Source organism: Kosakonia pseudosacchari, assembly GCF_900184035.1.
GTDB classification, from domain to species: domain Bacteria; phylum Pseudomonadota; class Gammaproteobacteria; order Enterobacterales; family Enterobacteriaceae; genus Kosakonia; species Kosakonia pseudosacchari.
Genome location: NZ_FXWP01000004.1, coordinates 16,914 through 37,806, shown reverse-complemented (window position 1 = coordinate 37,806; position 20,893 = coordinate 16,914). Strand labels below are relative to the sequence as shown.

Below are 20,893 nucleotides of genomic sequence, written 5' to 3'. Positions count from 1 at the left end.
TGCCCAAAAGCCTCTGATTATACGCCTATTTTTCTGTCAGCAGAATGAATAAAAAGAGGTGCAAACATAGATGGGGTCAATTTTTCCACGTAAGCGCTTACGTTAATATGGCGCGTTGTGTTTATCACTCTAAAGGAATTAACCATGCGACAACGGACGATTGTGTGCCCATTAATTCAAAATGACGGCGCGTATTTACTCTGCAAAATGGCTGACGATCGCGGTGTTTTCCCCGGTCAATGGGCATTGTCCGGTGGCGGTGTGGAGCCTGGCGAGCGGATTGAAGAGGCGCTGCGCCGGGAGATCCGCGAAGAGTTGGGCGACAAGCTGGAGCTGAGCGAAATCACGCCGTGGACGTTTCGCGATGATATCCGCGTGAAAACCTACGCCGACGGCAGCAAAGAGCAAATCTATATGATTTACCTGATTTTTGATTGCGTCAGCGCCAATCGCGAAGTCAGCATCAATGACGAATTCCAGGATTACGCGTGGGTAAACCCCGCCGATCTGCACCGCTACGATCTGAACGAGGCGACCCGCAACACGCTCACGCTAAAAGGGCTACTCTAACCTTGCCCGGCAACCCATTCCGCTACTGCTTTGCGTGAGATCTTAATGCCACCTGTTTTCAGCGCTGCGGGCAGCATCAGCCAGCGTACCGGCTGCTGGAAACGGGCCAGCTTATCAGCAGCCCACTGGCCCAGCGCATCGGCATTAACGTCACCGGCGCACTCCACCACCGCCACCGGGCGTTGACCAAACTCCGCGTCATCCACCGGGACCACCAGCACCTGCTGCACCTGTGGGTGGCGGGCAATAACGCGTTCAATTTCTTCTGGCTGAATGCCTTCCCCGCCGCTGAAAAAAAGATTGTCCAGACGACCGTGAATAGTCAGGCAGCCACCGTTCAGCTCACCGCGATCGCGCGTGGCAAACCAGCCTTCACTGTTTACCAGCGGGAGAAGTGCTCCGTTGCACCAGTAGCCCGACGCCATGCTGGCGGCACGCAGCCAAACCTCTTCACCAACAATTTTCACTTCACGCCCCGGCAGCGCGTAGCCGACATCGGGTTTGCCATCAGCCTCTTTCGCGCACACCGTCGACGCAAATTCGGTTAAGCCATACCCGCACCAGCTGCGGATCCCGCGCTCGCGAGCCTGCTGCGTGAGTTCAACGGGGATCGCCGCGCCACCCAGTAACACGGCTTTCAGCGAGACCGGTACATTATCATTCAACAAGCGCCAGAGCTGTGTCGGAACCAGCGAGGCGTGGCTGCACCCGGCCAGCGCCTGCTCCAGCGGCGCTTTTTGCCGCACGGTGATCCGCGCCCCGGCCAGCAGCCAGCGCCATAAAATCCCCTGCCCGGAAACATGAAACAGCGGCAACGAGAGCAGCCAGTCGTCTTTCGCGCTAAACGGGATCAGCGCCAGCACGCCCTGCGCACTGGCAAGATGCGCCGCGCAGGTATGCACGGCGGCTTTCGGCAGGCCGGTAGAACCGGAAGTCAGGGTCATTGACGCCAGCCGAAGTGGCTGCCAGTCAACGGCATAATCGCTGTCAGACTCGCTTAACGACAGCGATGTTAAACCGGCGTACGCTGCGTGCGACGCCAGGTCGAGCGCAAAACGCAGCGTCAACGGCGGTAACAGCGCCGCCAGTAGCGTGGCGGGCAACTGCGGGTTCAGGGGTAAAATCCGTGCGCCGCATTGCAACAGCGCCAGCCACGCCAGTAGCGTCTCCGGCTGGTTGCGCGCGCGTAACATAACGCCGTCACCCTCCTGCACGCCCTGGCGGGCAAAACCGCTGGCCAGCCTGTCAATACGCGCACAGAGCTCACGCCAGTTAAGGCTTTGTTGCTCAAGACGAATTGCCGCCTGCTCACCGCGGATCCCGCGCCAGTGACGCCAGGGCCAGTCGGGAAAAATCATAGCAATGGTTCCAGCGCATCAACCTGCAAGCAGGGTAAATCACTCTGTGGCCAGCGGCGCAGCAGCTGCGTTTGCATCAATTGCAGCGTATCAAGACCCGGCACCGTTCCCGGCGTCAGCCAGGCGGCGATACGCGCCAGTTGCGTTAGCCCGAGGCTCGATTCGATTGACGAACTGATAACGGTCGTCAGCCCCAGCGCTTTCGCCGCCGCAACCTGCTGTTGGACTTTCTGCAAACTGCCGGTCAGCATCGGTTTAATCACCACGGCACCGACGCCGGGCTGCCGCTCAAAACGAAAGTCTGCGTCACGCAGACTCTCATCCCAGGCAAGAGTAATGCCGGTCTCACGGGCAAACGCCAGCGAATCTTCGCGCGTTTTGCAGGGCTCTTCGAGAAACGCAATGCGCGAGCGATAAGCCGGATTGACATACCTGGCAAACTGTTGCGCTTTCAGCGGCGTCCAGGCGCGGTTGGCATCCAGGCGCAGATGGAGATCGGGGATCGACTCCAGCAGCAAGTTGACCACCATACCGTCGCGCACCGCTTCATACAGCCCCACTTTCACTTTCGCCAGCTTTTCTCCCGGCAGCGCAGCAAGCGCGGCGAACAACTCGTCCGGATCGCCGCTACACAGCATCGCGGCGCGGTAATCCGCCTCCTGCGGCAGTTCATCGCTCAGCTCTGCCAGCGCGCAACTCAAACCAAATGCCGCAGAAGGCTCGTCTGGCAGCGGTGGCTGTTCACCATCGCGCCAGCTACGCGCCCACGCCATCACAACAGGTTGAACGTCCTCCAGCGTTTCCAGGCTAAACCCCGGCAGAGGGGAAATCTCCCCCCAGCCTTCGCCCTCGCCCTCGGTGAGATGCACCAACAACCCGTCACGTGTTTTCAGGCGCCGCTCACGCAGCACCACACCCGCATCCAACGGGATTTGCCAGCGGTAAACCTGCGCCTGTCGCATTATGGATTCCGTTTGAATTTGCTGAAATCAGGCTGGCGTTTTTCGTTAAACGCGTTGCGGCCTTCCTGCCCTTCTTCGGTCATGTAGAACAGCATGGTAGCGTTACCCGCCAGCTCCTGCAGCCCCGCCTGACCATCACAGTCGGCGTTCAGCGCCGCTTTCAGGCAGCGCAGCGCCATCGGGCTGTTTTGCAGCATTTCGCGACACCAGCGCACGGTCTCTTTTTCAAGATCGGCAATCGGTACAACCGTGTTGACAAGCCCCATATCAAGCGCCTGTCTGGCATCGTACTGGCGACAGAGGAACCAGATTTCGCGCGCTTTTTTCTGACCCACGATGCGCGCCATGTAAGACGCCCCCCAGCCACCATCGAAGGAGCCGACTTTCGGGCCGGTCTGGCCGAAAATGGCGTTGTCCGCCGCAATGGTCAGATCGCACATCATGTGCAGCACGTGGCCGCCGCCGATGGAGTAACCCGCCACCATCGCCACCACCGGTTTCGGGCAGGTGCGGATCTGGCGCTGAAAATCCAGCACGTTGAGATGGTGCACGCCGGAGTCATCCTGGTAACCGCCGTAATCGCCGCGCACTTTTTGATCGCCGCCGGAACAGAAGGCTTTATCCCCTTCGCCGGTCAGAATGATCACGCCCACGCTGTCGTCATAACGGGCGTCAGCCATGGCCTGAATCATCTCTTTCACCGTCAGCGGACGGAACGCATTGCGCACCTGCGGGCGATTAATGGTGATTTTGGCAATACCATCGGCCGATTTCTGATAACGGATGTCGGTGTAACCTTCAGAACAGTCACGCCACTCAACCGGCGCATAAAGCATGTTTTCATCTGGGTGGATCATAGTGTGTCCTTTGTCTCAAGACGCAGAATACGCGCCAGGGCGGCAATAACGGCAGCGGGATTGTCCCGGTGCGCGTTGTGCCCGGCGGCAGGAATGGCGTGACAGTGGCGCGAGACTTGCGTCGCCAGCGCCTGAAACTTGCTGTCATGTTCACCGTATAAATAATGTACTGGCACAGAAAGTGCCCGTAGTGCGGCACGCAAATCGGGCTGGCAGGCAAGCGATGTCGCCTCCAGCATCGCCGCTAATGTTAACCCGTTGTTCTGGCTGCGAAGCGCCACCAGTTCGGCACGCGCGGTGTCGCTGAGCGTGGCAAAAACAGGTTGCCGATACCAGGCGTCAAATACCTCACTTAATGGCTGCTGGCGAAAACGCGTTGCCCATTGCTGATCATTATGCAGCCGCTGTGCGCGATCGTCAGCGGATGTCAGCCCCGGGTGGCCACCTTCAACCACCAGGCCGCACAACCCGGCAGGATGCTGGCAGGCGTGATACATCGCCACGCGACCACCGAGCGAATACCCCACCAGCCAGTAGCGGCGTATGTTGTAGCGCTCAAGGGTGGTGCGCAGCAGCGCGTCCAGTTCATCAAAGGAAGCCACGCCAATATGGGCTGAACCGCCATGTCCGGGCAGATCGAGGTACACGCGCGGGAAATCACTCAGCGCGTCGCCAACGTGCTGCCATTCGCGGTTATCGCCGGAAAAACCGTGCAGAAACACCAGCCGCGGTTGCGGCTGGTGTTCGCCAAAGGCAAGACCGTGCAGGATCACAGATGGCTTACCTGCGCCAGCAGCGTTTGTAACGTCTGCGCGCCGTCGGTTGCGTTCACCACCAGTTCAATCACCGTCGCGCCAGGCTTGCACCAGGCGCCTTCCAGCGCCTGCTCAAGCTCAGCCCAATTCTCCGGTTGATGGTAAGCCAGGCTAAACATCGCCGCCGCATGCGCAAAATGGACATTCTGCGGCATCAAATAAAACTGTTCGCGCTCGGCGGGCGGCGTGGGCAGTAACGAAAAAATTTGCCCGCCGTTGTTATTCACCACCAGCAGGACGAATGGCGCAGAAACCTGCCGCAGTAGCGCCAGCGCATTGAGATCGTACAACGCAGAGAGATCGCCAACAATCGCCAGCGTAGGCCGCGCGGTGGCGCGCTGAACGCCCGCCGCTGTTGAAAGCAAGCCGTCGATACCACTGGCGCCGCGATTGCTGTAAACCGGGTATCCCGCCGGGAGCTGCCCCAGCGCATCGACCAGCCGCACAACCAGGCTGTTGCCAAGAAAAAGCTGCCCCTGGGCTGGCAAATAATCCGCGATGCGGTGCGCCAGCTGCGCCTCGCCAAAAATATCACGCTTCGCATGAACGGTTTTCCAGGCCTGCGCCGACAGGCGTGGGATCGCCTCGCACCACGGCGCACGCGGCTCAGCCGGATGCTGCTCCAGCCAGTCGGCAACGCTGGAAACCAGCCGACGCCCGCGATGATGAGCCGGATCGAGCCGCCCTTGCAGGCGATCAATCAGCCAGTACTCTTCCGGTTCGCAGGTCGCCTGCCATTGCAACAGACGTTTGCCGGTCAGACTGCTACCAAACTGCAACACAATCTGCGCCTGATTCAGCTCCGCCACTGCCTGACCATTGCCGAGCCAGAGATCGGCACACGGCAGCGGTTGCCCGGTCTGCGAAAGCGCATCGCCAATCAGCGGCCAGCCGAGCGTTTTCGCCCATTCAGCAAGCAAACGGCCTTCATCCGCGCTCATGCGGCCTGCCACTATCACACCGCGTTTTTGTCGCCAGAAAAACCAGTCGCGCTGCGTTTCGCTTTTGACAATATTCGCTGCGCGCAGCCATGGTGTGTCCGCCTGCCACCAGTCACCCAGCGCCTGCTGCCAGGCAAGACCGGTATCATCCATTTCGCCGTACAGCGGCTCGGCAAACGGGCAGTTAATGTGTACCGCGCCGCCCTGTAACGACCCCAGCAGGTTATCAAGAGTGGAAACCAGCCAACGCGCCGGAATGTCCTGCGAAGGTCGCGGCAGCGCGAGAGATTCAGCAGGATGCGTGGCAAACATGCCCGGCTGGCGTATGGCCTGGTTGGCACCGCAGTCAATCAACTCTGGCGGTCGATCTGCCGTCAGCAGCACCAGTTTTTCACCGGTCAGCCCTGCTTCAATCAGCGCGGGATAAAGGTTCGCCACCGCCGTGCCGGATGTCACGATCACCGCCACCGGCTCATTGCTGGCCTTTGCCAGCCCCAGCGCAAGGTGGCCCAGGCCACGCTCATCAAAATGGGTGTGGTGGATAAAGGCGTGATTTTCCGCTGCGGCCAGCGTTAATGGGGTGGAACGGGATCCCGGGGCAATACACACATGCCTGACGCCGTGACGGGTAAGGGCTTCGAGGATCACCGCCGCCCAGCGTCGGTTAAATGAGCTTATCGACATGAATTTGTCCGGTATCAATATTACGGCGTAGTATAAATAATCAGGAACTATGTATTTTTGATATGAGTCGGTTATGCGTGACTAAGTTGTAATAATGATCGCAATCCCGCCGCTTTGTTCTCAATTTCCTGCCACTCTTGATCCGCGTCTGAACCGGAAACAATACCCGCCCCGGCGTAAAGACGTACGGTAGTGCCATCAATTTTTGCCGAACGCAAAGCAACGCAGAACTCGCTCTGTTGCCGCGAAAGATACCCCGCCGAACCGGCATACCACTCGCGCTGAAAAGGCTCATGACGCGTAATAAATGCCCGCGCTTCACGACGTGGCAATCCCGCAACTGCCGCTGTCGGCTGGAGCATTTGCAGGCAGAGCGCGTCATCCGGCGATTGCAGGTCAGTCCAGATACAGCGGCGAAGATGCTGCACTTTACGCAGCCGGACCACCTTCGGCGGCAGCACTTCCAGCGCACCGGTTTGCTGCTGTAAACGCTGGCAGATATCTTCCACCACCAGCATATTTTCACGCTGGTTTTTATCATCCGCCATTAACCAGTCGGCAAGCTGTTGCGCCTGCTGGTCATCGTCATGATTTGCAACCGTTCCGGCCAGCGCTTCCGTGCGTAAGGCACTGCCACGCCGACGCCACAACCGCTCCGGCGTTGAGCCTAAAAAGGCCGTCTGCGCATTAAACGCCATCATGAAATGAAAACAGTGATGATTGAGGCGACGGCTGGCAGCCATCAGCGCGGCGGCGTCCACCGCGCGGGCAAAATGGTAATCCGTTGCGCGGGCGAGCACGACTTTATCCAGCTCACCGCTTTCAAGCGTTTGCAAGGCCTGCGCAATCAGCGCGCGCCAGCCATCGCGCTCGGGGATGTGATGCTGCTCAAGGCACGTCTGCTGCATATTTTGCAGCGGTGTCGATTCAACCAGCGCGGAAAGCAACGCGAGCGCGCGCTGCGCGTCATCACGCAGGGAAGTCTCGCTGAAAAGGTACACGCGCAGAAAGGCGTGACCGGCTTCCCGTCGCCACTCCAGACGCGGTAAAAACAGTTCGCCCTGCGTGGGATCAAAGGCGTTAAGCCCCCAGACGCGGACATCTTCCGCGCATTGCTGTAAGAACTGTTGCGCCAGGGGTAAAGAAGAGAAACGGCGCAATGCGCCAAGCGCGGCGGCTTCGTCATCGCCGCTACGTTGCTGCCAGTAAAATTGCGGCCACATGCGCTGGCTGGCAAGCCAGGTCAGGGGATCAAAAGCGTCGTTTAACGGGAAAGGTGCATCAAAAAAGCAGAATCCTGACGAGCGGGGAATGTCGTCAGTCAGGCAGCGGTGTAAGTGTGAAAGCGCCGAGGAAATGGAGTACACGCGAGCCCCTCCCTGTTAAAAACCACATAGTATACGGGGTACTTAGCGTAATAACAGTACCCCCTTCCAGGGAGGGGAAGCGAAACGTTAGCGGCGGGCTAACAGCAGACCAAGCACCAGGCCAACTGCGGCACCGGCACCAATGCCCTGCCACGGTTTTTCATGCACATAGTCGTCTGCGCGGTAGACGGCTTTTTTGGCACGGTAGTAGTAGGTATCCGATGCGCTGCTGACGCGGTTTTTCACTTCATGCAGCGCCTGTTCGGCACGGGCCTTCAACTCAATGTACTTTTGATCTGCGGGGTCGCCCGATGAGCGGAGAATTTCTTCCAGCGTTTCGCTCAGCAGGGTCAGGTCGTCATCAATATGTGATTCATAAGAATGATATGCCATCTGTTATCTCCATGTTATGCACCTGTCCGCTAACTATAGACAACGCTCGCCGGTTACGCCTGGCGGATCTCGCGCGCCATCCCGATATGCGCGATACCATCTTCGTCATACACATCGGTAACGGGTTGAAAACCAAAATGCGCATAGAAGGATTGCAGATGCGCCTGCGCACCCAGGTAGAGCGCGTGCTGCGGCCAGTGTTGCTCGCAGGAAAGCACTGCGCGCTCCATCAACTGATAGCCCAGTTTTTCGCCGCGAACCTGCGCGCTGACAATCACCCGACCGATAGCAACGGGTGAGAAATCATCATCACTTTTCAGAATCCTCGCATACGCCACCAGTTCGTCGCCTTTCCAGCCGAGAATATGGCGGTTCTCGCCCACCAGGTCATCACCATCCACATCCAGATACGCGCAAGCCTGCTCAACCACAAACACTTCGCAGCGCAATTTCAGTAACGCATACAGCTCAGGAACGGTCAGTTCACCATGGTGCACATCCTGCCAGCGGATCATGTTGTTCTCCTCATTTATAGTGACCTCGTTATACTAGATTCTTTTTCATTCGGGCAAAGATTGTGGAACTGATTTTCTTAGGCACCTCTGCGGGCGTACCTACACGGGCGCGTAATGTCACGGCGATGCTGCTCAATTTACAACACCCAACCCGCGCCGGGCTTTGGCTGTTTGATTGCGGCGAAGGAACCCAGCACCAGATGCTGCGCACCGTCTTTCACCCTGGCAAACTCGATAAAATTTTTATTACTCATCTGCATGGCGATCATCTTTTCGGTCTGCCTGGGTTGCTATGCAGTCGCTCCATGGCCGGCAATGTTCAGCCGCTGCAGATTTACGGCCCGAAAGGGATCCGCGAGTTTGTGGAAACCACGCTGCGGCTTAGCGGTTCATGGACCGATTACCCGCTGACGATTGAGGAAGTGACGCCGGGGCTGGTAGTTGATGATGGTTTGCGCAAGGTGACCGCTTACCCTCTGTCGCACCCGGTGGAGTGCTACGGCTACCGTATTGAAGAACATGATAAACCCGGCGCGCTGAATGCGGCGGCGTTAAAAGCACAAGGCATCCCGGCAGGGCCGCTGTTCCAGCAATTAAAAGAGGGGAAAACCGTCACGTTGCCTGACGGGCGCATCATTAATGGCGCGGATTATCTTGCCCCGGCAGAAAGTGGGAAAAAAGTGGCGATTTTTGGCGACACCGCGCCCTGCCAGGCCGCACTGGAACTGGCGCAAGGCGTTGATTTGCTGGTGCATGAAGCCACGCTTGAGCAGGCAATGGAGGAAAAAGCGAACAGCCGGGGGCACAGCTCAACCCGCCAGGCGGCACAGCTCGCCGCCGATGCCGGTGCAAAAAAACTGGTGATTACCCATCTCAGTTCACGTTATGACGAACAGGGCGGCCAGGCGATGCTCGCCGAGTGTAAAACGTACTTTTCGCAAACGACATTGGCTGAGGATTTTGCGGTAGTTCACATTTGATTTTAATTTAGGCACTCTATTTTTTCTCCACCATGCCGATAATAGATATACGCAGGCATTTCCTATTTGAGGGCATGATGGACAATTTCCAGAAAGACATCGATGACAGGGCGAATCTTACTCTGTCGAACCGGTTTGAGCTGTTGCTGTTTCGCCTTGGCACATCGTTAGATGCCACCAAATCCGAGTTATTTGGCATCAACGTGTTTAAGCTACGCGAAATCGTACCGATGCCCACCTTTACCCGTCCCGCAGGGATGAAAGCTCCGCTGATGGGGATGGTCAACATTCGCGATCAGGTGATCCCGGTGATTGATCTCGCCGCCGTAGCGGGTTGTAAGCCTGCAAGCGGCCTGAACATCCTACTGATTACGGAATATGCCCGTAGCGTGCAGGCGTTTGCCGTTGAGTCCGTGGAAAATATTATTCGCCTGGACTGGAAACAGGTGCACACGGCCGAAAAAGCGATCAATGGTCGCTATATCACCAGTATTGCCTGCCTGGATGACGACAAGGATACCAACAACCTGGCAATGGTGCTGGATGTTGAGCAGATCCTGTATGACATCGTGCCTGCGGATCATGACGTTCACGGTGAGCATGTACCGGACAAGAAATTCAATCTGAAGCCGGGTTCTGTTGCCATTGTGGCGGAAGATTCCAAAGTGGCGCGCGCCATGCTGGAAAAAGGGCTTAACGCCATGCAGATCCCCAGTGATATGCATATCACCGGTAAAGATGCGTGGGAGAAAATCCAGAAACTGGCGCAACAGGCCGATGCGGAAGGCATTCCAATCAGCGATAAGATCTCAATGGTGTTGACCGACCTTGAGATGCCGGAGATGGACGGGTTTACCTTAACGCGTCTGATCAAAACCGATCCGCGTCTGAAAAACATCCCGGTGGTGATCCACTCGTCGCTTTCCGGTAGCGCCAACGAAGATCACGTACGTAAGGTGCAGGCAGACGGTTACGTGGCGAAGTTCGAGATTAACGAACTCTCGTCCGTGATTCAGGAAGTGCTGGATCGCGCGGCGAATAATATTCGCGGCCCGCTGATTAGCCACCATCAGATAACATCTACCCCGCTGCTGGCGAAGTAATCGTTCCACGCTTATTTAAGTTAGCCCATAAAAAAACCGCCGATACCGGCGGTTTTTCTTTACCTGTTTCCAGGCTTACATCATCGGCATCGCCAGTTGAACGATGCTGATCAGCGGCTGCGGATAGATACCTAACAGCAGCACCAGCAACGCGGAGATAAGTACCACAATCCCGCCTGCGCTATAAGCCCAGTTAGACGGTGCATCGCGGTTCAACTGTTGCGGCGCGTTCAGGTAGAGACTCACCGCTACGCGCAGGTAGTAGTACAAACCAATCGCCGAGCCAAGCACCACCGCGGCCGTCAGCCACCACAGATGCGCTTCAACACCGACCGCCAGAATGTAGAACTTACCGATAAAGCCCAGCGTCATCGGGATCCCCGCCAGCGACAGCATCATCACCGTCATTACCGCAGACAGGATTGGACGGTGCCAGAACAGGCCACGATAAGAGTAAAGCGATTCGGCATCCGGGCCACGATACGGGCTGGACATCAGGCTGACCACACCGAACGCGCCAAGGCTGCTGAACAGATAACCGGCCAGGTAAACACCGACGGTTTCCATCGACATCTGGCCGCCCTGCAGCGCAATCAGCGCCACCAGCAGATAACCCAGGTGCGAAATAGAAGAGAAGCCCAGCAGACGTTTAATGTTGGTCTGGCTCAGCGCCATCAGGTTACCGAAGATGATGGAAACGAAGGCGATGATACCCAGAACCACGCGAACCGCTTCACTTTCACCCACCGGGGCGTAGAGGAACAGACGCATCACCACGCCAAAAATGGCGATTTTGCTGGCGGTAGCCAGGAAAGTGGATACCGGTGCAGGCGCCCCCTGGTAAACGTCCGGCGTCCACAGATGGAACGGCACCAGCGAGAGTTTAAAGCCAAGCCCGACAATCATCATGCCCAGCCCCGCCAGCAGCAGCGGTTCATGCAGCATGCCTTCGCCCAGGCTTTTACCGATCGCGACAAACGACAGGTTACCGGTTTGCGCATAAACCAGCGCAATACCGAACAGCAGGAACGAGGAGGCGGCAGCGGACAAAATGGTGTATTTGATACTGGCTTCCAGCGAGCGTTTCTGGCGGAAGGCGTAGCCCACCAGCCCGAACAGCGGCAGAGAGATCAGCTCAATACCGAGGAACAGCGCCGCCATGTGATTCGCGTTCGCCAGCAAAATGCCGCCGAGTGCGGCAATCAGTACCAGCAGATAAAACTCTTCTTTGTTATCGCTGTACCCTTCCAGCCACGGATAGGCAAAGGTGCAGGTGGCGAGGCTCGCCAGCAGTACCAGCCCGGTGTAAAGCATGGCGTAGCCATCGACACGCATCAGCGGGGTGACATCCATCGCCCCCGCCTGGCCGACGAACCACAAAGAGAGCAGCGCGACGTTCAGGCCAATGACCGACAGCGTGGCATTGAGAAAATGGTTGCGTCGCCACGCAATGGAGAGCATCACAACCACCACCGTCAATCCGACGATTAGCAGCGGCAGCAGCGCAATCAGGTGTTGTGGAGTTATCGTCATGGCGATTTACGGCCTTGTAGTAGTAACAGAATTAACAAACCACTGCTGGATATTGCCCATCGCGGCGTGCGATGTATCCAGAATCGGCTGCGGATAGAAGCCAAGCAGTACCAGAAGCACAACCAGGATCAGAATCATAAACAGCTCGCGCAGCGACAGACCGCGCAGTTCCTGATTAGCGAGTTCGCTTTTCGCCTTGCCGAAGTAAGCACGATGCAGCATCGCCAGCGAGTAGACCGACGCGAACACCAGGCCGAAGGTAGAAATCACCGTGATCGCCGGCACAACCTGATAGCTGCCGAACAGGATCATGAATTCACCCACGAAGTTACCGGTACCCGGCATCCCAAGCGTAGCGACGGCAAAGAACATTGACAGCGCTGGCAGCCACTTAATTTTGCTCCACAAGCCGCCCATCATACGCATATCGCGCGTATGCAGACGTTCGTATAGCTGGCCGCACAGAATAAACAGACCCGCAGCGGAAAGACCGTGGGCAATCATCTGAATCACCGCGCCCTGGTAAGCAAGCTGGCTGCCGGTGTAGATAGCAATCAGTACAAAGCCCATGTGAGACACAGAGGTGTACGCGATCAGACGTTTGATATCGGTCTGGGTGAAGGCCATCCACGCGCCGTAGAAAATACCGATCACGCCAAGCCACATGGCGATAGGTGCAAACTCTGCCGACGCGTTCGGGAACAGCGGCAGCGAGAAGCGCAGCAGACCGTACGCAGCGGTTTTCAGCAAGATCCCCGCGAGGTCAACAGAACCGGCGGTCGGTGCCTGCGAGTGCGCGTCTGGCAGCCAGCCGTGCAGCGGCACCACCGGCATTTTTACCGCAAAGGCGATGAAGAAGCCGAGCATCAGCAGATATTCGACATTGCCGGACATTGGCGTCTTCAGCAGATCTTCGTAAGCGAAAGTCCATACCCCGGTCGCGTTGTAGTGCACCAGCACCAGCGCCAGGATGGCGATCAGCATGACCAGACCGCTTGCCTGGGTATAAATGAAGAACTTGGTCGCAGCGGTAATACGCGTCTTCCCGTCGGAGGCTTTATGGCCCCACAGCGCGATCAGGAAGTACATCGGCACCAACATCATTTCCCAGAAGAAGAAGAACAGGAACATGTCGATGGCAAGGAACACGCCGATAACGCCGCCGAGGATCCACATCAGGTTCAGGTGGAAGAAGCCCTGATATTTCTCGATTTCACGCCAGGAGCAGAGCACCGCCAGCACGCCGAGGAAGCCGGTCAGCACCACCATCAGCAGCGACAAACCATCCATCGCCAGATGAATGCTAATGCCAAACCGTGGGATCCAGTCATGCTTGAACGTTTCCTGCCACTGCGGAAGGCCGGTGACTTGCGTCAGAGAATAGCCGCCCTGCAACCAGAGTTGCAGAGAAAGCGCCAGCGTCAGTCCCATGGTGATCAGCGCGATCCAGCGCGGCACCTTCACGCCGAAGCGCTCGGTCTGCCAGCAGAGGAAGCCGCCGATAAAGGGAATCAGAATTAGCCAGGGTAGTAACATGGCGATTTTTGTTCCTTGTTTAAGTCCGTCTCAGGCTATCTTGCTCGTCATAGCGAACCCCGGCTGTGCTCGCAATCCTCACGTACATCTGTACGCTCCGGTTGCTCTGCGCAGGCGGTGTCCACTCTGACTTCGCCGATAACGCCTGTCCATTCGGACCAGATTTTCAACGAATTTCTAAAAATTCTCTTTCCGTTTGCAGGCCGGATAAGCGCACTCAGCCAGCCAACAAACTCAGCGCAATACCATCAACAGCGCCAGCACGACAACCGCGCCAATGCTCATGGATGCCACATACCAGCGCAGGTAACCGTTCTCGCTAAACAGCAGACCTTTGCCTGCGAAGCGGGAAAGGATCGCCGGGATGTTCATCAGCGCATTCAGCGGATCGCTCTTCAGCAACCATGCAATACCGAGGTATGGCTTCACAAAGACGCGATCGTAAAGCCAGTCGAAGCCCCAGGCATTGAACCACCAGGTACCGAAGAAACGCCCCGTTGCGCTGTTGGCAATTGAATGCACCAGTGTGCGGTTACCCAGCCACAGCCATGCTGCCAGCAGGATACCGATAATCGCTACCGCACCGGATGCCACTTCCAGCATCACGACGCTGCTGTGCGCAAGCTCGGTGGTTTCCGGCAACACGCCTTTCAGCGGCGGCACGATCATCGCGCCAACAAAGGTAGACAGCACCAGCAGCACGATCAGCGGCAGATGATGGGTAATCCCCTTCCCTGCATGCGCGTGGATTTGTTCTTTTCCGTGGAAAACAATGAAAATCAGACGGAAGGTATAGAGCGATGTCATAAAGGCACCGACCAGGCCTGCAATCATCAGATTGATATGACCATTCGCTACCGCACCGGCAAGGATTTCGTCTTTACTGAAGAAGCCTGCGGTGATCATCGGCAACGCTGACAGCGCCGCGCCACCGACCAGGAAGCAAGCGTACACCAGCGGAATCGACTTACGCAGGCCACCCATTTTGAAGATGTTCTGCTCGTGATGACACGCGAGGATCACTGAACCGGAGGAGAGGAACAGCAGCGCTTTAAAGAACGCGTGCGTCATCAGGTGGAAAATCGCCGCATCCCAGGCTTGTACACCAAGCGCCAGGAACATGTAACCAATCTGGCTCATGGTGGAGTAAGCGAGCACACGTTTGATATCGGTTTGCACCAGCGCGGCGAAACCTGCCATCAGTAGCGTTACGGCACCTACAATACCCACCAGATGCAGCACTTCCGGTGTTAACAGGAACAAACCGTGCGTACGTGCAATCAGGTAGACACCGGCGGTAACCATCGTCGCCGCGTGGATCAGCGCAGAAACCGGGGTCGGGCCAGCCATCGCGTCCGCAAGCCAGGTCTGCAACGGCAACTGCGCGGATTTACCGACCGCACCGCCCAGCAGCATCAGCGTCGCCCACATCAGCATGTTATTGCCGTTGGCGAAGTGCTGCGGTGCCAGTTCAACCATTTCGCGGAAGTTCAGCGTGCCCAGTTCGTTGTAAAGAATGAACAGTGCGAAAGCGAGGAACACGTCACCCACGCGGGTGACGACGAACGCTTTCATCGCCGCGGCGCCATTCTTCGGATCGGTGTAGTAGAAACCAATCAGCAGATAGGAGCAGAGGCCCACGCCTTCCCAGCCGAGGTACATCAGCAGCAAGTTATCCGCCAGCACCAGTACCACCATGCTGGCGATAAACAGGTTGGTATAGGCAAAGAAGCGGGAGTACCCTTCTTCACCACGCATATACCATGAGGCGAACATGTGGATCAGGAAGCCGACACCGGTGACCACGGAAAGCATGGTCAAAGAGAGGCCGTCCAGCACCAGATTGAAGCCGATGTTGAAATCACCGACCGCCATCCACGTCCACAGCGGTTTTGCGAAAGGTTGTTGACCGTGATTAAAGAAATCAACGCCCGCATACGCGGTCACCAGCGCAGCCAGACCAATCGACCCGACACCTACGGTTGCGGAAACATTTTCCGACCAGCGGCCACGGGAAAACGCCAGCAGCACAAAGCCAATAAAAGGAAAAATAATGGTTAAGGCGAGCATGTTCATCCACGCATCTCACTTACTGAATCGATATTCAGATTCTGGCGGCGACGATGGAGTTGCAGCAGCAACGCCAGGCCAATGCTCGCTTCGGCAGCCGCGAGGCTAATGGCGAGAATGTACATCACCTGTCCGTCGGTCTGACCCCAGTAGCTACCCGCGACCACAAAGGCCAGCGCAGCGGCGTTAATCATGATTTCCAGCCCAATCAGCATAAACAGCAGGTTGCGGCGGATAACCAGACCGGTCAGCCCCAAAACAAACAAAATCGCAGCGAGGATCAATCCATGTTGCAACGGGATCATGCGTGCTCCTCCGTTTTTCTTTTCGCGCGGTCTTCCGTGCGATTACTCAGCACTTCGCCAGGTCTGTCTTCGCGTCCCAGATGGAAAGCGACAACCAGCCCCGCCAGCAGCAGCATCGAAGCCAGTTCCACCGCCAGGACGTAAGGACCAAACAGCGTAATGCCAACTGCTTTCGCACCAATCGCCGTCCCCTCGATGCCCTGATCGTTGACGCCCAGGATGGCGTAAATCATCACTACCAGCAGCACTGCGGAGAGCAGCGCCGGGCCAATCCAGATTTGCGGCGACAGCCAGTTGCGCTCCTGCTCGACCACGGTATTGCCGAGGTTCAGCATCATCACCACAAACACAAACAGCACCATGATGGCCCCGGCGTAGACGATGATCTCCAGCGCCCCGGCGAAGTAGGCGCCGAGCGAAAAGAAGACCCCGGCAATCGCCAGCAGAGACACAATCAGATACAGCAACGCGTGTACCGGATTGGTATGCGTAATCACGCGTACCGTCGTCAGGATGGCGACCAGGCCACAGATATAAAAAGCGAACTCCATTGCCCCTCTCCTTACGGTAACAGGCCCTTGACGTCGATAGGCTTGGCTTCGTTTTCCGCTTCACCTTTATCTTTGCCGTCGATTGCCATACCTGCCATCCGGTAGAAGTTATATTCCGGGTATTTGCCCGGACCGGAGATCAGCAGATCCTCTTTTTCGTACACCAAATCCTGACGTTTGTATTCGCCCATCTCGAAATCCGGGGTGAGCTGAATCGCCGTTGTCGGGCACGCTTCTTCGCACAGACCACAGAAAATGCAGCGTGAGAAGTTGATACGGAAAAATTCCGGATACCAGCGTCCGTCCTGCATCTCCGCTTTTTGCAGCGAGATACAACCGACAGGGCAGGCTACCGCACACAGGTTACAGGCAACGCAGCGCTCGGAACCATCCGGGTCGCGCGTCAGCACGATACGGCCACGGTAGCGCGGTGGCAGATAGACCGGCTCTTCCGGGTACATACGCGTTTCACGTTTGGCGAACGCATGCAGGCCAATCATCCAGATACTACGAACCTGGGTGCCGAAGCCCACGAGTAATTCTTTTAAAGTCATGGTCTTTTCACCCCTTATTGCGCTTGCCAGAGAATGACAGCCGCCGTTCCCAGCAAGTTAATCAGCGTCAATGGCAGGCAGACTTTCCAGCCGAAGGACATCACCTGGTCATAACGCGGACGCGGCAGCGCGGCGCGGATCAAAATGAACATCATCATAAAGAACGCAGTTTTCAGCGCGAACCAGATGAATGGCGGTAACAACGGCCCCTGCCAGCCACCGAAGAACAGCGTGACCATCAGCGCGGAAATGGTGACGATGCCGATGTACTCCCCAACAAAGAACAGACCGAACTTCATACCGGAATATTCGATGTGGTAACCATCCGCCAGCTCCTGTTCCGCTTCCGGCTGGTCAAACGGGTGACGGTGACACACCGCAACACCCGCGATAGCGAAAGTCACAAAGCCAAAGAACTGCGGGATAACGTTCCACAAACCGGCCTGGTTGTTAACGATGTCGGTCATGTTGAATGAACCGGCCTGCGCCACCACCCCCATCAGGGAAAGCCCGAGGAACACTTCATAGCTCAGGGTTTGCGCGGAGGCACGCATCGCACCGAGCAACGAGTATTTGTTGTTGCTCGACCAGCCTGCGAACAGCACTGCGTAAACTGCCAGACCCGCCATCATCAGGAAGAACAGGATGCCGATATTGAGGTCGGCCACCACCCAGGTGGGGCTGACCGGCACAATGGCGAACGCTAACAGCAGCGAAGTAAAGGCAATCATTGGCGCAAGAGTAAAAATCACGCGATCCGAAAAGCGCGGGATCCAGTCCTCTTTAAAGAACATCTTGATCATGTCCGCCACCAGCTGGAGTGAACCACCCCAGCCTACGCGGTTCGGCCCATAACGGTTCTGGAACAGACCGAGCAGACGACGTTCACCAAAGCTCATGAACGCACCGCAGGTGACCACCACCAGCAGAATGACGACCGCTTTCAGAATGCTTAACAGAATGTCGATAACATCCGGTGTTAACCAGCTCATGCTTGCGCCTCCTGCAGATTTTCAAGACGTGCCCCGGCCAGTACCGGCGCGATGCCCGGCATCCCCATCGGCAGACCAACCTGCCCTGCCGTCAGACCTTCAGAAACCTGCAACGGCAGGCTGATAGTCTGCCCTTCGTAAGTGAAGGAGATATGCGCGCCCGCGTTCACGCCAAGCTTCGCGGCATCTGCCGGATTCAGCTTGATGTAGGGTTGCGGCATACGGCTCTGGAACACCGGAGAACGCTGCGACAGTTCGTCACTGCCAAACAGGTGATAGTAAGGCGCGATACGCCATTTACCGTCCTGCACTTCGAACGCGCCCGGTACGGTAGTGAAGTAATCAAGCCCGCTTTCAGACGCTTCGATCAGGCGTACGCCCGGATCGCCGTGACGCAGGTGACCACCCACTTCGTCCTGGAATTTGTTCCAGGCCTGCGGGGAGTTCCAGCCCGGCGCCCATGCAAACGGAATTTGCGAACGTGGCGCAGACGGCTGGTTGTTCCCTTCCATAGAGAAAGCGAACATGGTGTCTTTGTCCTGCGGCTGACGCGGTTCGTGCACGCTGATATTGGCGCGCATCGCGGTGCGTCCACTGTAGCGGTGCGGTTCACGCGCCAGTTTCTGACCACGAATGCGGAAGCTGGCATCCGGCGCGGCATCTTTAATACCGGCCAGTTGCGGCAGGGCTTCAACCGCCGCGTCGATCACATGATCAAGCTGCGTCCAGTCCACTTCGCGGTTTTGCACAGTGCTGTGCAGCGAGTGCAGCCAGCGCCAGCTTTCCAGCATCAGCGTTTTGCTGTCGTAATAGGTCGGGTCGTAAACCTGGAAGAAGCGCTGCGCGCGGCCTTCGTTGTTGATAACCGTACCGTCGCTTTCAGCGAAGCTGGCGGCGGAGAGCACCAGATGGGCGCTGTCCATAATGGCGGTGCGCTGATGATCAACCACCAGTACCAGCGGCGCTTTTGCCAGCGCCGCGTCAACGCGGGCAGCAGAAGCGTGACGGTGCAGATCGTTTTCCAGCACAACAACGGCGTCAGCGCTGCCGCTTTCCAGCTCAGCCAGCGCGTCGTCGAGGCTACCGCCGCCGATAAGCCCCAGCCCCATGCTGTTTACCGAACGGGCAATCATAGTGATGCCGACATCGGAACCACGGCCTTTCAGCGCTTTCGCGACGTTTGCCGCCGCCTGAATCACCGCCGTGCTACCGGCGTTCGTGCCGGAGATAATCAGCGGTTTTTTCGCCCCGGCCAGCGCCTGAACAATCACATCCACTTTGCTTTTCAGGTCGTTGCTCAGACCGTCTACCGCAGGGGACGCGTCGTCCAGCGCATGCGCGATGGCGAAACCTAAGCGAGCCTGGTCTTCTACCGGTGCGCAGTAGGTCCACGCCGCGATATCGTCCAGACGGGTACTGTCGACGTTGGTGACGAACAGCGGATGTTTAGCACGCTGACCAATGTTCATGATCGCCGCGATCTGCCAGTCGGCTACTTTTTGCGCCGCCGCCATTTCACGTGCTTTGCCTTTCACCGCCTGACGCACCGCCAGCGCGACGCGCGCGCCGGTCTGGGTGATGTCTTCACCGAGGATCAACACCGCATCGTAGGATTCAATTTCACGCAGTGCCGGTGTACGGATGCCGCCTTCACGCAGCACTTTCAGCGCCAGCTCAAGACGTTCCTGCTCACCTTTGGCAATGCCGGTATAGAAGTTTTCCGCACCGACCAGTTCACGCAGCGCGAAGTTGCTCTCTACGCTTGCGCGCGGGGAACCGATACCGATCACTTTCTTCGACTGACGCAGAATGTCCGCGGCGCCCTGCATCGCCTGCTCGGCGTTAAGGGTGATCAGATCGTCACCACGCCGTTGAACCGGCTGGCGCGGTCTGTCTTTCAGGTTGACGTAGCCATAGCCGAAACGACCACGGTCGCAGAGGAAGTAGTGGTTAACCGTGCCGTTGTAGCGGTTTTCGATGCGGCGCAGTTCGCCATAACGTTCGCCAGGGCTGGTGTTACAGCCGATGGAGCACTGCTGGCAGATGCTCGGCGCGAACTGCATGTCCCACTTACGGTTATAACGTTCGGAGTGGGTTTTATCGGTGAATACGCCGGTTGGGCAGATTTCCACCAGGTTACCGGAGAATTCGCTTTCCAGCACGCCATCTTCCGGGCGACCGAAGTAGACGTTGTCATGGGCGCCATACACGCCGAGATCCGTGCCGTCCGCATAGTCTTTGTAGTAACGCACGCAGCGGTAACAGGCGATACAGCGGTTCATTTCGTGAGAGATGAACGGGCCGAGATCCTGATTACGGTGCGTACGTTTGGTGAAACGATAGCGGCGGAAGCTGTGACCGGTCATTACGGTCATATCCTGCAGGTGGCAGTTGCCCCCTTCTTCACAGACCGGGCAGTCGTGCGGGTGGTTGGTCATCAGCCACTCGACCACGCTTTCACGGAACTGCTTCGCTTCGTCGTCATCAATAGAGATAAAAGTACCGTCGGATGCCGGTGTCATACAGGACATCACCAGGCGGCCACGCGTGTCTTCCGCGTTTTGATATTGCTTCACCGCACACTGGCGGCACGCACCCACGCTCCCCAGCGCCGGATGCCAGCAAAAATAGGGAATATCAAGGCCTAAAGAGAGACATGCCTCAAGAAGGTTGTCTGCTCCATTTACCTCGTATTCTTTGCCGTCTACATGAATAGTAGCCATTAGCATGCTTCCAGTTGTCTCAGTCAGCGACTAAGAGTTAATCAAAATTCTGTTCGCGTTCCCCTCATCAGCCTGATGAGGGGA

General features: G+C 57.2%; 19 protein-coding genes. 3 read left to right on the top strand and 16 right to left on the bottom strand.

Features of this window, described 5'->3' with window-relative positions; genetic code table 11:
• Nucleotides 1–144: 144 nt before the first annotated feature.
• Nucleotides 145–570, top strand: coding sequence for a nucleoside triphosphatase NudI (nudI, locus tag BN2591_RS00255; protein ID WP_086868081.1), 426 nt, complete (start codon nucleotides 145–147; stop codon nucleotides 568–570).
• Here nudI and menE read toward each other — a convergent pair.
• The 8 genes from menE to BN2591_RS00215 form a co-directional block, all read right to left on the bottom strand.
• The gene (gene menE / locus BN2591_RS00250) at nucleotides 567–1,928 is read right to left on the bottom strand and encodes an o-succinylbenzoate--CoA ligase (protein ID WP_086868080.1); all 1,362 of its coding nucleotides are present in this window, start codon (nucleotides 1,926–1,928) and stop codon (nucleotides 567–569) included. The two genes, nudI and menE, sit on opposite strands and share 4 nt — an antisense overlap.
• Entirely contained in the window at nucleotides 1,925–2,890 is a 966-nt protein-coding gene (gene menC / locus BN2591_RS00245) for an o-succinylbenzoate synthase (protein ID WP_086868078.1), read from the bottom strand. Before menC ends, menE begins: the two co-directional genes overlap by 4 nt.
• Nucleotides 2,890–3,747 carry a 1,4-dihydroxy-2-naphthoyl-CoA synthase gene (gene menB / locus BN2591_RS00240; protein ID WP_086868076.1) on the bottom strand — a complete coding sequence of 286 codons (858 nt, stop codon included), beginning with the start codon at nucleotides 3,745–3,747 and terminating at the stop codon, nucleotides 2,890–2,892. The genes menC and menB overlap by 1 nt, the downstream gene beginning before the upstream one ends.
• Nucleotides 3,744–4,520, bottom strand: a complete 777-nt coding sequence (gene menH / locus BN2591_RS00235; protein WP_086868074.1) for a 2-succinyl-6-hydroxy-2,4-cyclohexadiene-1-carboxylate synthase — start codon at nucleotides 4,518–4,520, stop codon at nucleotides 3,744–3,746. The genes menB and menH overlap by 4 nt, the downstream gene beginning before the upstream one ends.
• Nucleotides 4,517–6,187 carry a 2-succinyl-5-enolpyruvyl-6-hydroxy-3-cyclohexene-1-carboxylic-acid synthase gene (menD, locus tag BN2591_RS00230; protein WP_086868072.1) on the bottom strand — a complete coding sequence of 557 codons (1,671 nt, stop codon included), beginning with the start codon at nucleotides 6,185–6,187 and terminating at the stop codon, nucleotides 4,517–4,519. Before menD ends, menH begins: the two co-directional genes overlap by 4 nt.
• Nucleotides 6,188–6,258: 71 nt before the next feature.
• Nucleotides 6,259–7,554 (bottom strand): isochorismate synthase MenF, encoded by a 1,296-nt coding sequence (menF, locus tag BN2591_RS00225; RefSeq protein WP_086868069.1) that lies wholly within the window; start codon nucleotides 7,552–7,554, stop codon nucleotides 6,259–6,261.
• Nucleotides 7,555–7,641: 87 nt separating this feature from the next.
• Complete coding sequence (elaB, locus tag BN2591_RS00220; RefSeq protein ID WP_017458585.1) at nucleotides 7,642–7,947, bottom strand: stress response protein ElaB; 306 nt, start codon at nucleotides 7,945–7,947, stop codon at nucleotides 7,642–7,644.
• A gap of 53 nt (nucleotides 7,948–8,000) precedes the next feature.
• Nucleotides 8,001–8,462: a GNAT family N-acetyltransferase gene (locus tag BN2591_RS00215; RefSeq protein WP_086868067.1), complete on the bottom strand. Its 462-nt coding sequence runs from the start codon at nucleotides 8,460–8,462 to the stop codon at nucleotides 8,001–8,003.
• Between the two features lie 62 nt (nucleotides 8,463–8,524).
• Here BN2591_RS00215 and rbn point away from each other — a divergent pair, with 62 nt between their 5' ends.
• Together rbn and BN2591_RS00205 are read left to right on the top strand one after the other, a co-directional pair.
• Nucleotides 8,525–9,442, top strand: a complete 918-nt coding sequence (gene rbn / locus BN2591_RS00210) for a ribonuclease BN (protein ID WP_086868065.1) — start codon at nucleotides 8,525–8,527, stop codon at nucleotides 9,440–9,442.
• A 77-nt stretch (nucleotides 9,443–9,519) separates the two neighbouring features.
• The gene (locus BN2591_RS00205; RefSeq protein ID WP_086868397.1) at nucleotides 9,520–10,545 is read left to right on the top strand and encodes a chemotaxis protein; all 1,026 of its coding nucleotides are present in this window, start codon (nucleotides 9,520–9,522) and stop codon (nucleotides 10,543–10,545) included.
• 75 nt (nucleotides 10,546–10,620) lie between these two features.
• On the opposite strand, the gene nuoN is transcribed toward BN2591_RS00205, so the two are convergent.
• The 8 genes from nuoN to nuoG form a co-directional block, all read right to left on the bottom strand.
• Nucleotides 10,621–12,078 (bottom strand): NADH-quinone oxidoreductase subunit NuoN, encoded by a 1,458-nt coding sequence (nuoN, locus tag BN2591_RS00200; RefSeq protein WP_020454521.1) that lies wholly within the window; start codon nucleotides 12,076–12,078, stop codon nucleotides 10,621–10,623.
• 6 nt (nucleotides 12,079–12,084) lie between these two features.
• Nucleotides 12,085–13,614: an NADH-quinone oxidoreductase subunit M gene (nuoM, locus tag BN2591_RS00195; RefSeq protein ID WP_086868063.1), complete on the bottom strand. Its 1,530-nt coding sequence runs from the start codon at nucleotides 13,612–13,614 to the stop codon at nucleotides 12,085–12,087.
• Nucleotides 13,615–13,848: 234 nt separating this feature from the next.
• Nucleotides 13,849–15,690 carry an NADH-quinone oxidoreductase subunit L gene (gene nuoL, locus BN2591_RS00190; RefSeq protein WP_086868061.1) on the bottom strand — a complete coding sequence of 614 codons (1,842 nt, stop codon included), beginning with the start codon at nucleotides 15,688–15,690 and terminating at the stop codon, nucleotides 13,849–13,851.
• On the bottom strand, nucleotides 15,687–15,989 hold the full coding sequence (gene nuoK, locus BN2591_RS00185) for an NADH-quinone oxidoreductase subunit NuoK (protein WP_002463445.1): 303 nt from the start codon (nucleotides 15,987–15,989) through the stop codon (nucleotides 15,687–15,689). The genes nuoL and nuoK overlap by 4 nt, the downstream gene beginning before the upstream one ends.
• Nucleotides 15,986–16,540, bottom strand: coding sequence for an NADH-quinone oxidoreductase subunit J (gene nuoJ, locus BN2591_RS00180; RefSeq protein WP_017458592.1), 555 nt, complete (start codon nucleotides 16,538–16,540; stop codon nucleotides 15,986–15,988). Before nuoJ ends, nuoK begins: the two co-directional genes overlap by 4 nt.
• Nucleotides 16,541–16,551: 11 nt before the next feature.
• Entirely contained in the window at nucleotides 16,552–17,094 is a 543-nt protein-coding gene (gene nuoI, locus BN2591_RS00175; RefSeq protein ID WP_017458593.1) for an NADH-quinone oxidoreductase subunit NuoI, read from the bottom strand.
• A 14-nt stretch (nucleotides 17,095–17,108) separates the two neighbouring features.
• On the bottom strand, nucleotides 17,109–18,086 hold the full coding sequence (nuoH, locus tag BN2591_RS00170) for an NADH-quinone oxidoreductase subunit NuoH (RefSeq protein ID WP_017458594.1): 978 nt from the start codon (nucleotides 18,084–18,086) through the stop codon (nucleotides 17,109–17,111).
• Complete coding sequence (nuoG, locus tag BN2591_RS00165; protein ID WP_141399341.1) at nucleotides 18,083–20,809, bottom strand: NADH-quinone oxidoreductase subunit NuoG; 2,727 nt, start codon at nucleotides 20,807–20,809, stop codon at nucleotides 18,083–18,085. The genes nuoH and nuoG overlap by 4 nt, the downstream gene beginning before the upstream one ends.
• Between the last annotated feature and the right edge of the window lie 84 nt (nucleotides 20,810–20,893).

Coding starts and splice junctions, on each gene's coding strand:
- nudI (WP_086868081.1), top strand. CDS start 145: ATGCGACAACGGACGATTGTGTGCCCATTAATTCAAAATGACGGCGCG.
- menE (WP_086868080.1), bottom strand. CDS start 1,928: ATGATTTTTCCCGACTGGCCCTGGCGTCACTGGCGCGGGATCCGCGGT.
- menC (WP_086868078.1), bottom strand. CDS start 2,890: ATGCGACAGGCGCAGGTTTACCGCTGGCAAATCCCGTTGGATGCGGGT.
- menB (WP_086868076.1), bottom strand. CDS start 3,747: ATGATCCACCCAGATGAAAACATGCTTTATGCGCCGGTTGAGTGGCGT.
- menD (WP_086868072.1), bottom strand. CDS start 6,187: ATGTCGATAAGCTCATTTAACCGACGCTGGGCGGCGGTGATCCTCGAA.
- elaB (WP_017458585.1), bottom strand. CDS start 7,947: ATGGCATATCATTCTTATGAATCACATATTGATGACGACCTGACCCTG.
- BN2591_RS00215 (WP_086868067.1), bottom strand. CDS start 8,462: ATGATCCGCTGGCAGGATGTGCACCATGGTGAACTGACCGTTCCTGAG.
- BN2591_RS00205 (WP_086868397.1), top strand. CDS start 9,520: ATGGACAATTTCCAGAAAGACATCGATGACAGGGCGAATCTTACTCTG.
- nuoN (WP_020454521.1), bottom strand. CDS start 12,078: ATGACGATAACTCCACAACACCTGATTGCGCTGCTGCCGCTGCTAATC.
- nuoM (WP_086868063.1), bottom strand. CDS start 13,614: ATGTTACTACCCTGGCTAATTCTGATTCCCTTTATCGGCGGCTTCCTC.
- nuoL (WP_086868061.1), bottom strand. CDS start 15,690: ATGAACATGCTCGCCTTAACCATTATTTTTCCTTTTATTGGCTTTGTG.
- nuoK (WP_002463445.1), bottom strand. CDS start 15,989: ATGATCCCGTTGCAACATGGATTGATCCTCGCTGCGATTTTGTTTGTT.
- nuoJ (WP_017458592.1), bottom strand. CDS start 16,540: ATGGAGTTCGCTTTTTATATCTGTGGCCTGGTCGCCATCCTGACGACG.
- nuoI (WP_017458593.1), bottom strand. CDS start 17,094: ATGACTTTAAAAGAATTACTCGTGGGCTTCGGCACCCAGGTTCGTAGT.
- nuoH (WP_017458594.1), bottom strand. CDS start 18,086: ATGAGCTGGTTAACACCGGATGTTATCGACATTCTGTTAAGCATTCTG.
- nuoG (WP_141399341.1), bottom strand. CDS start 20,809: ATGGCTACTATTCATGTAGACGGCAAAGAATACGAGGTAAATGGAGCA.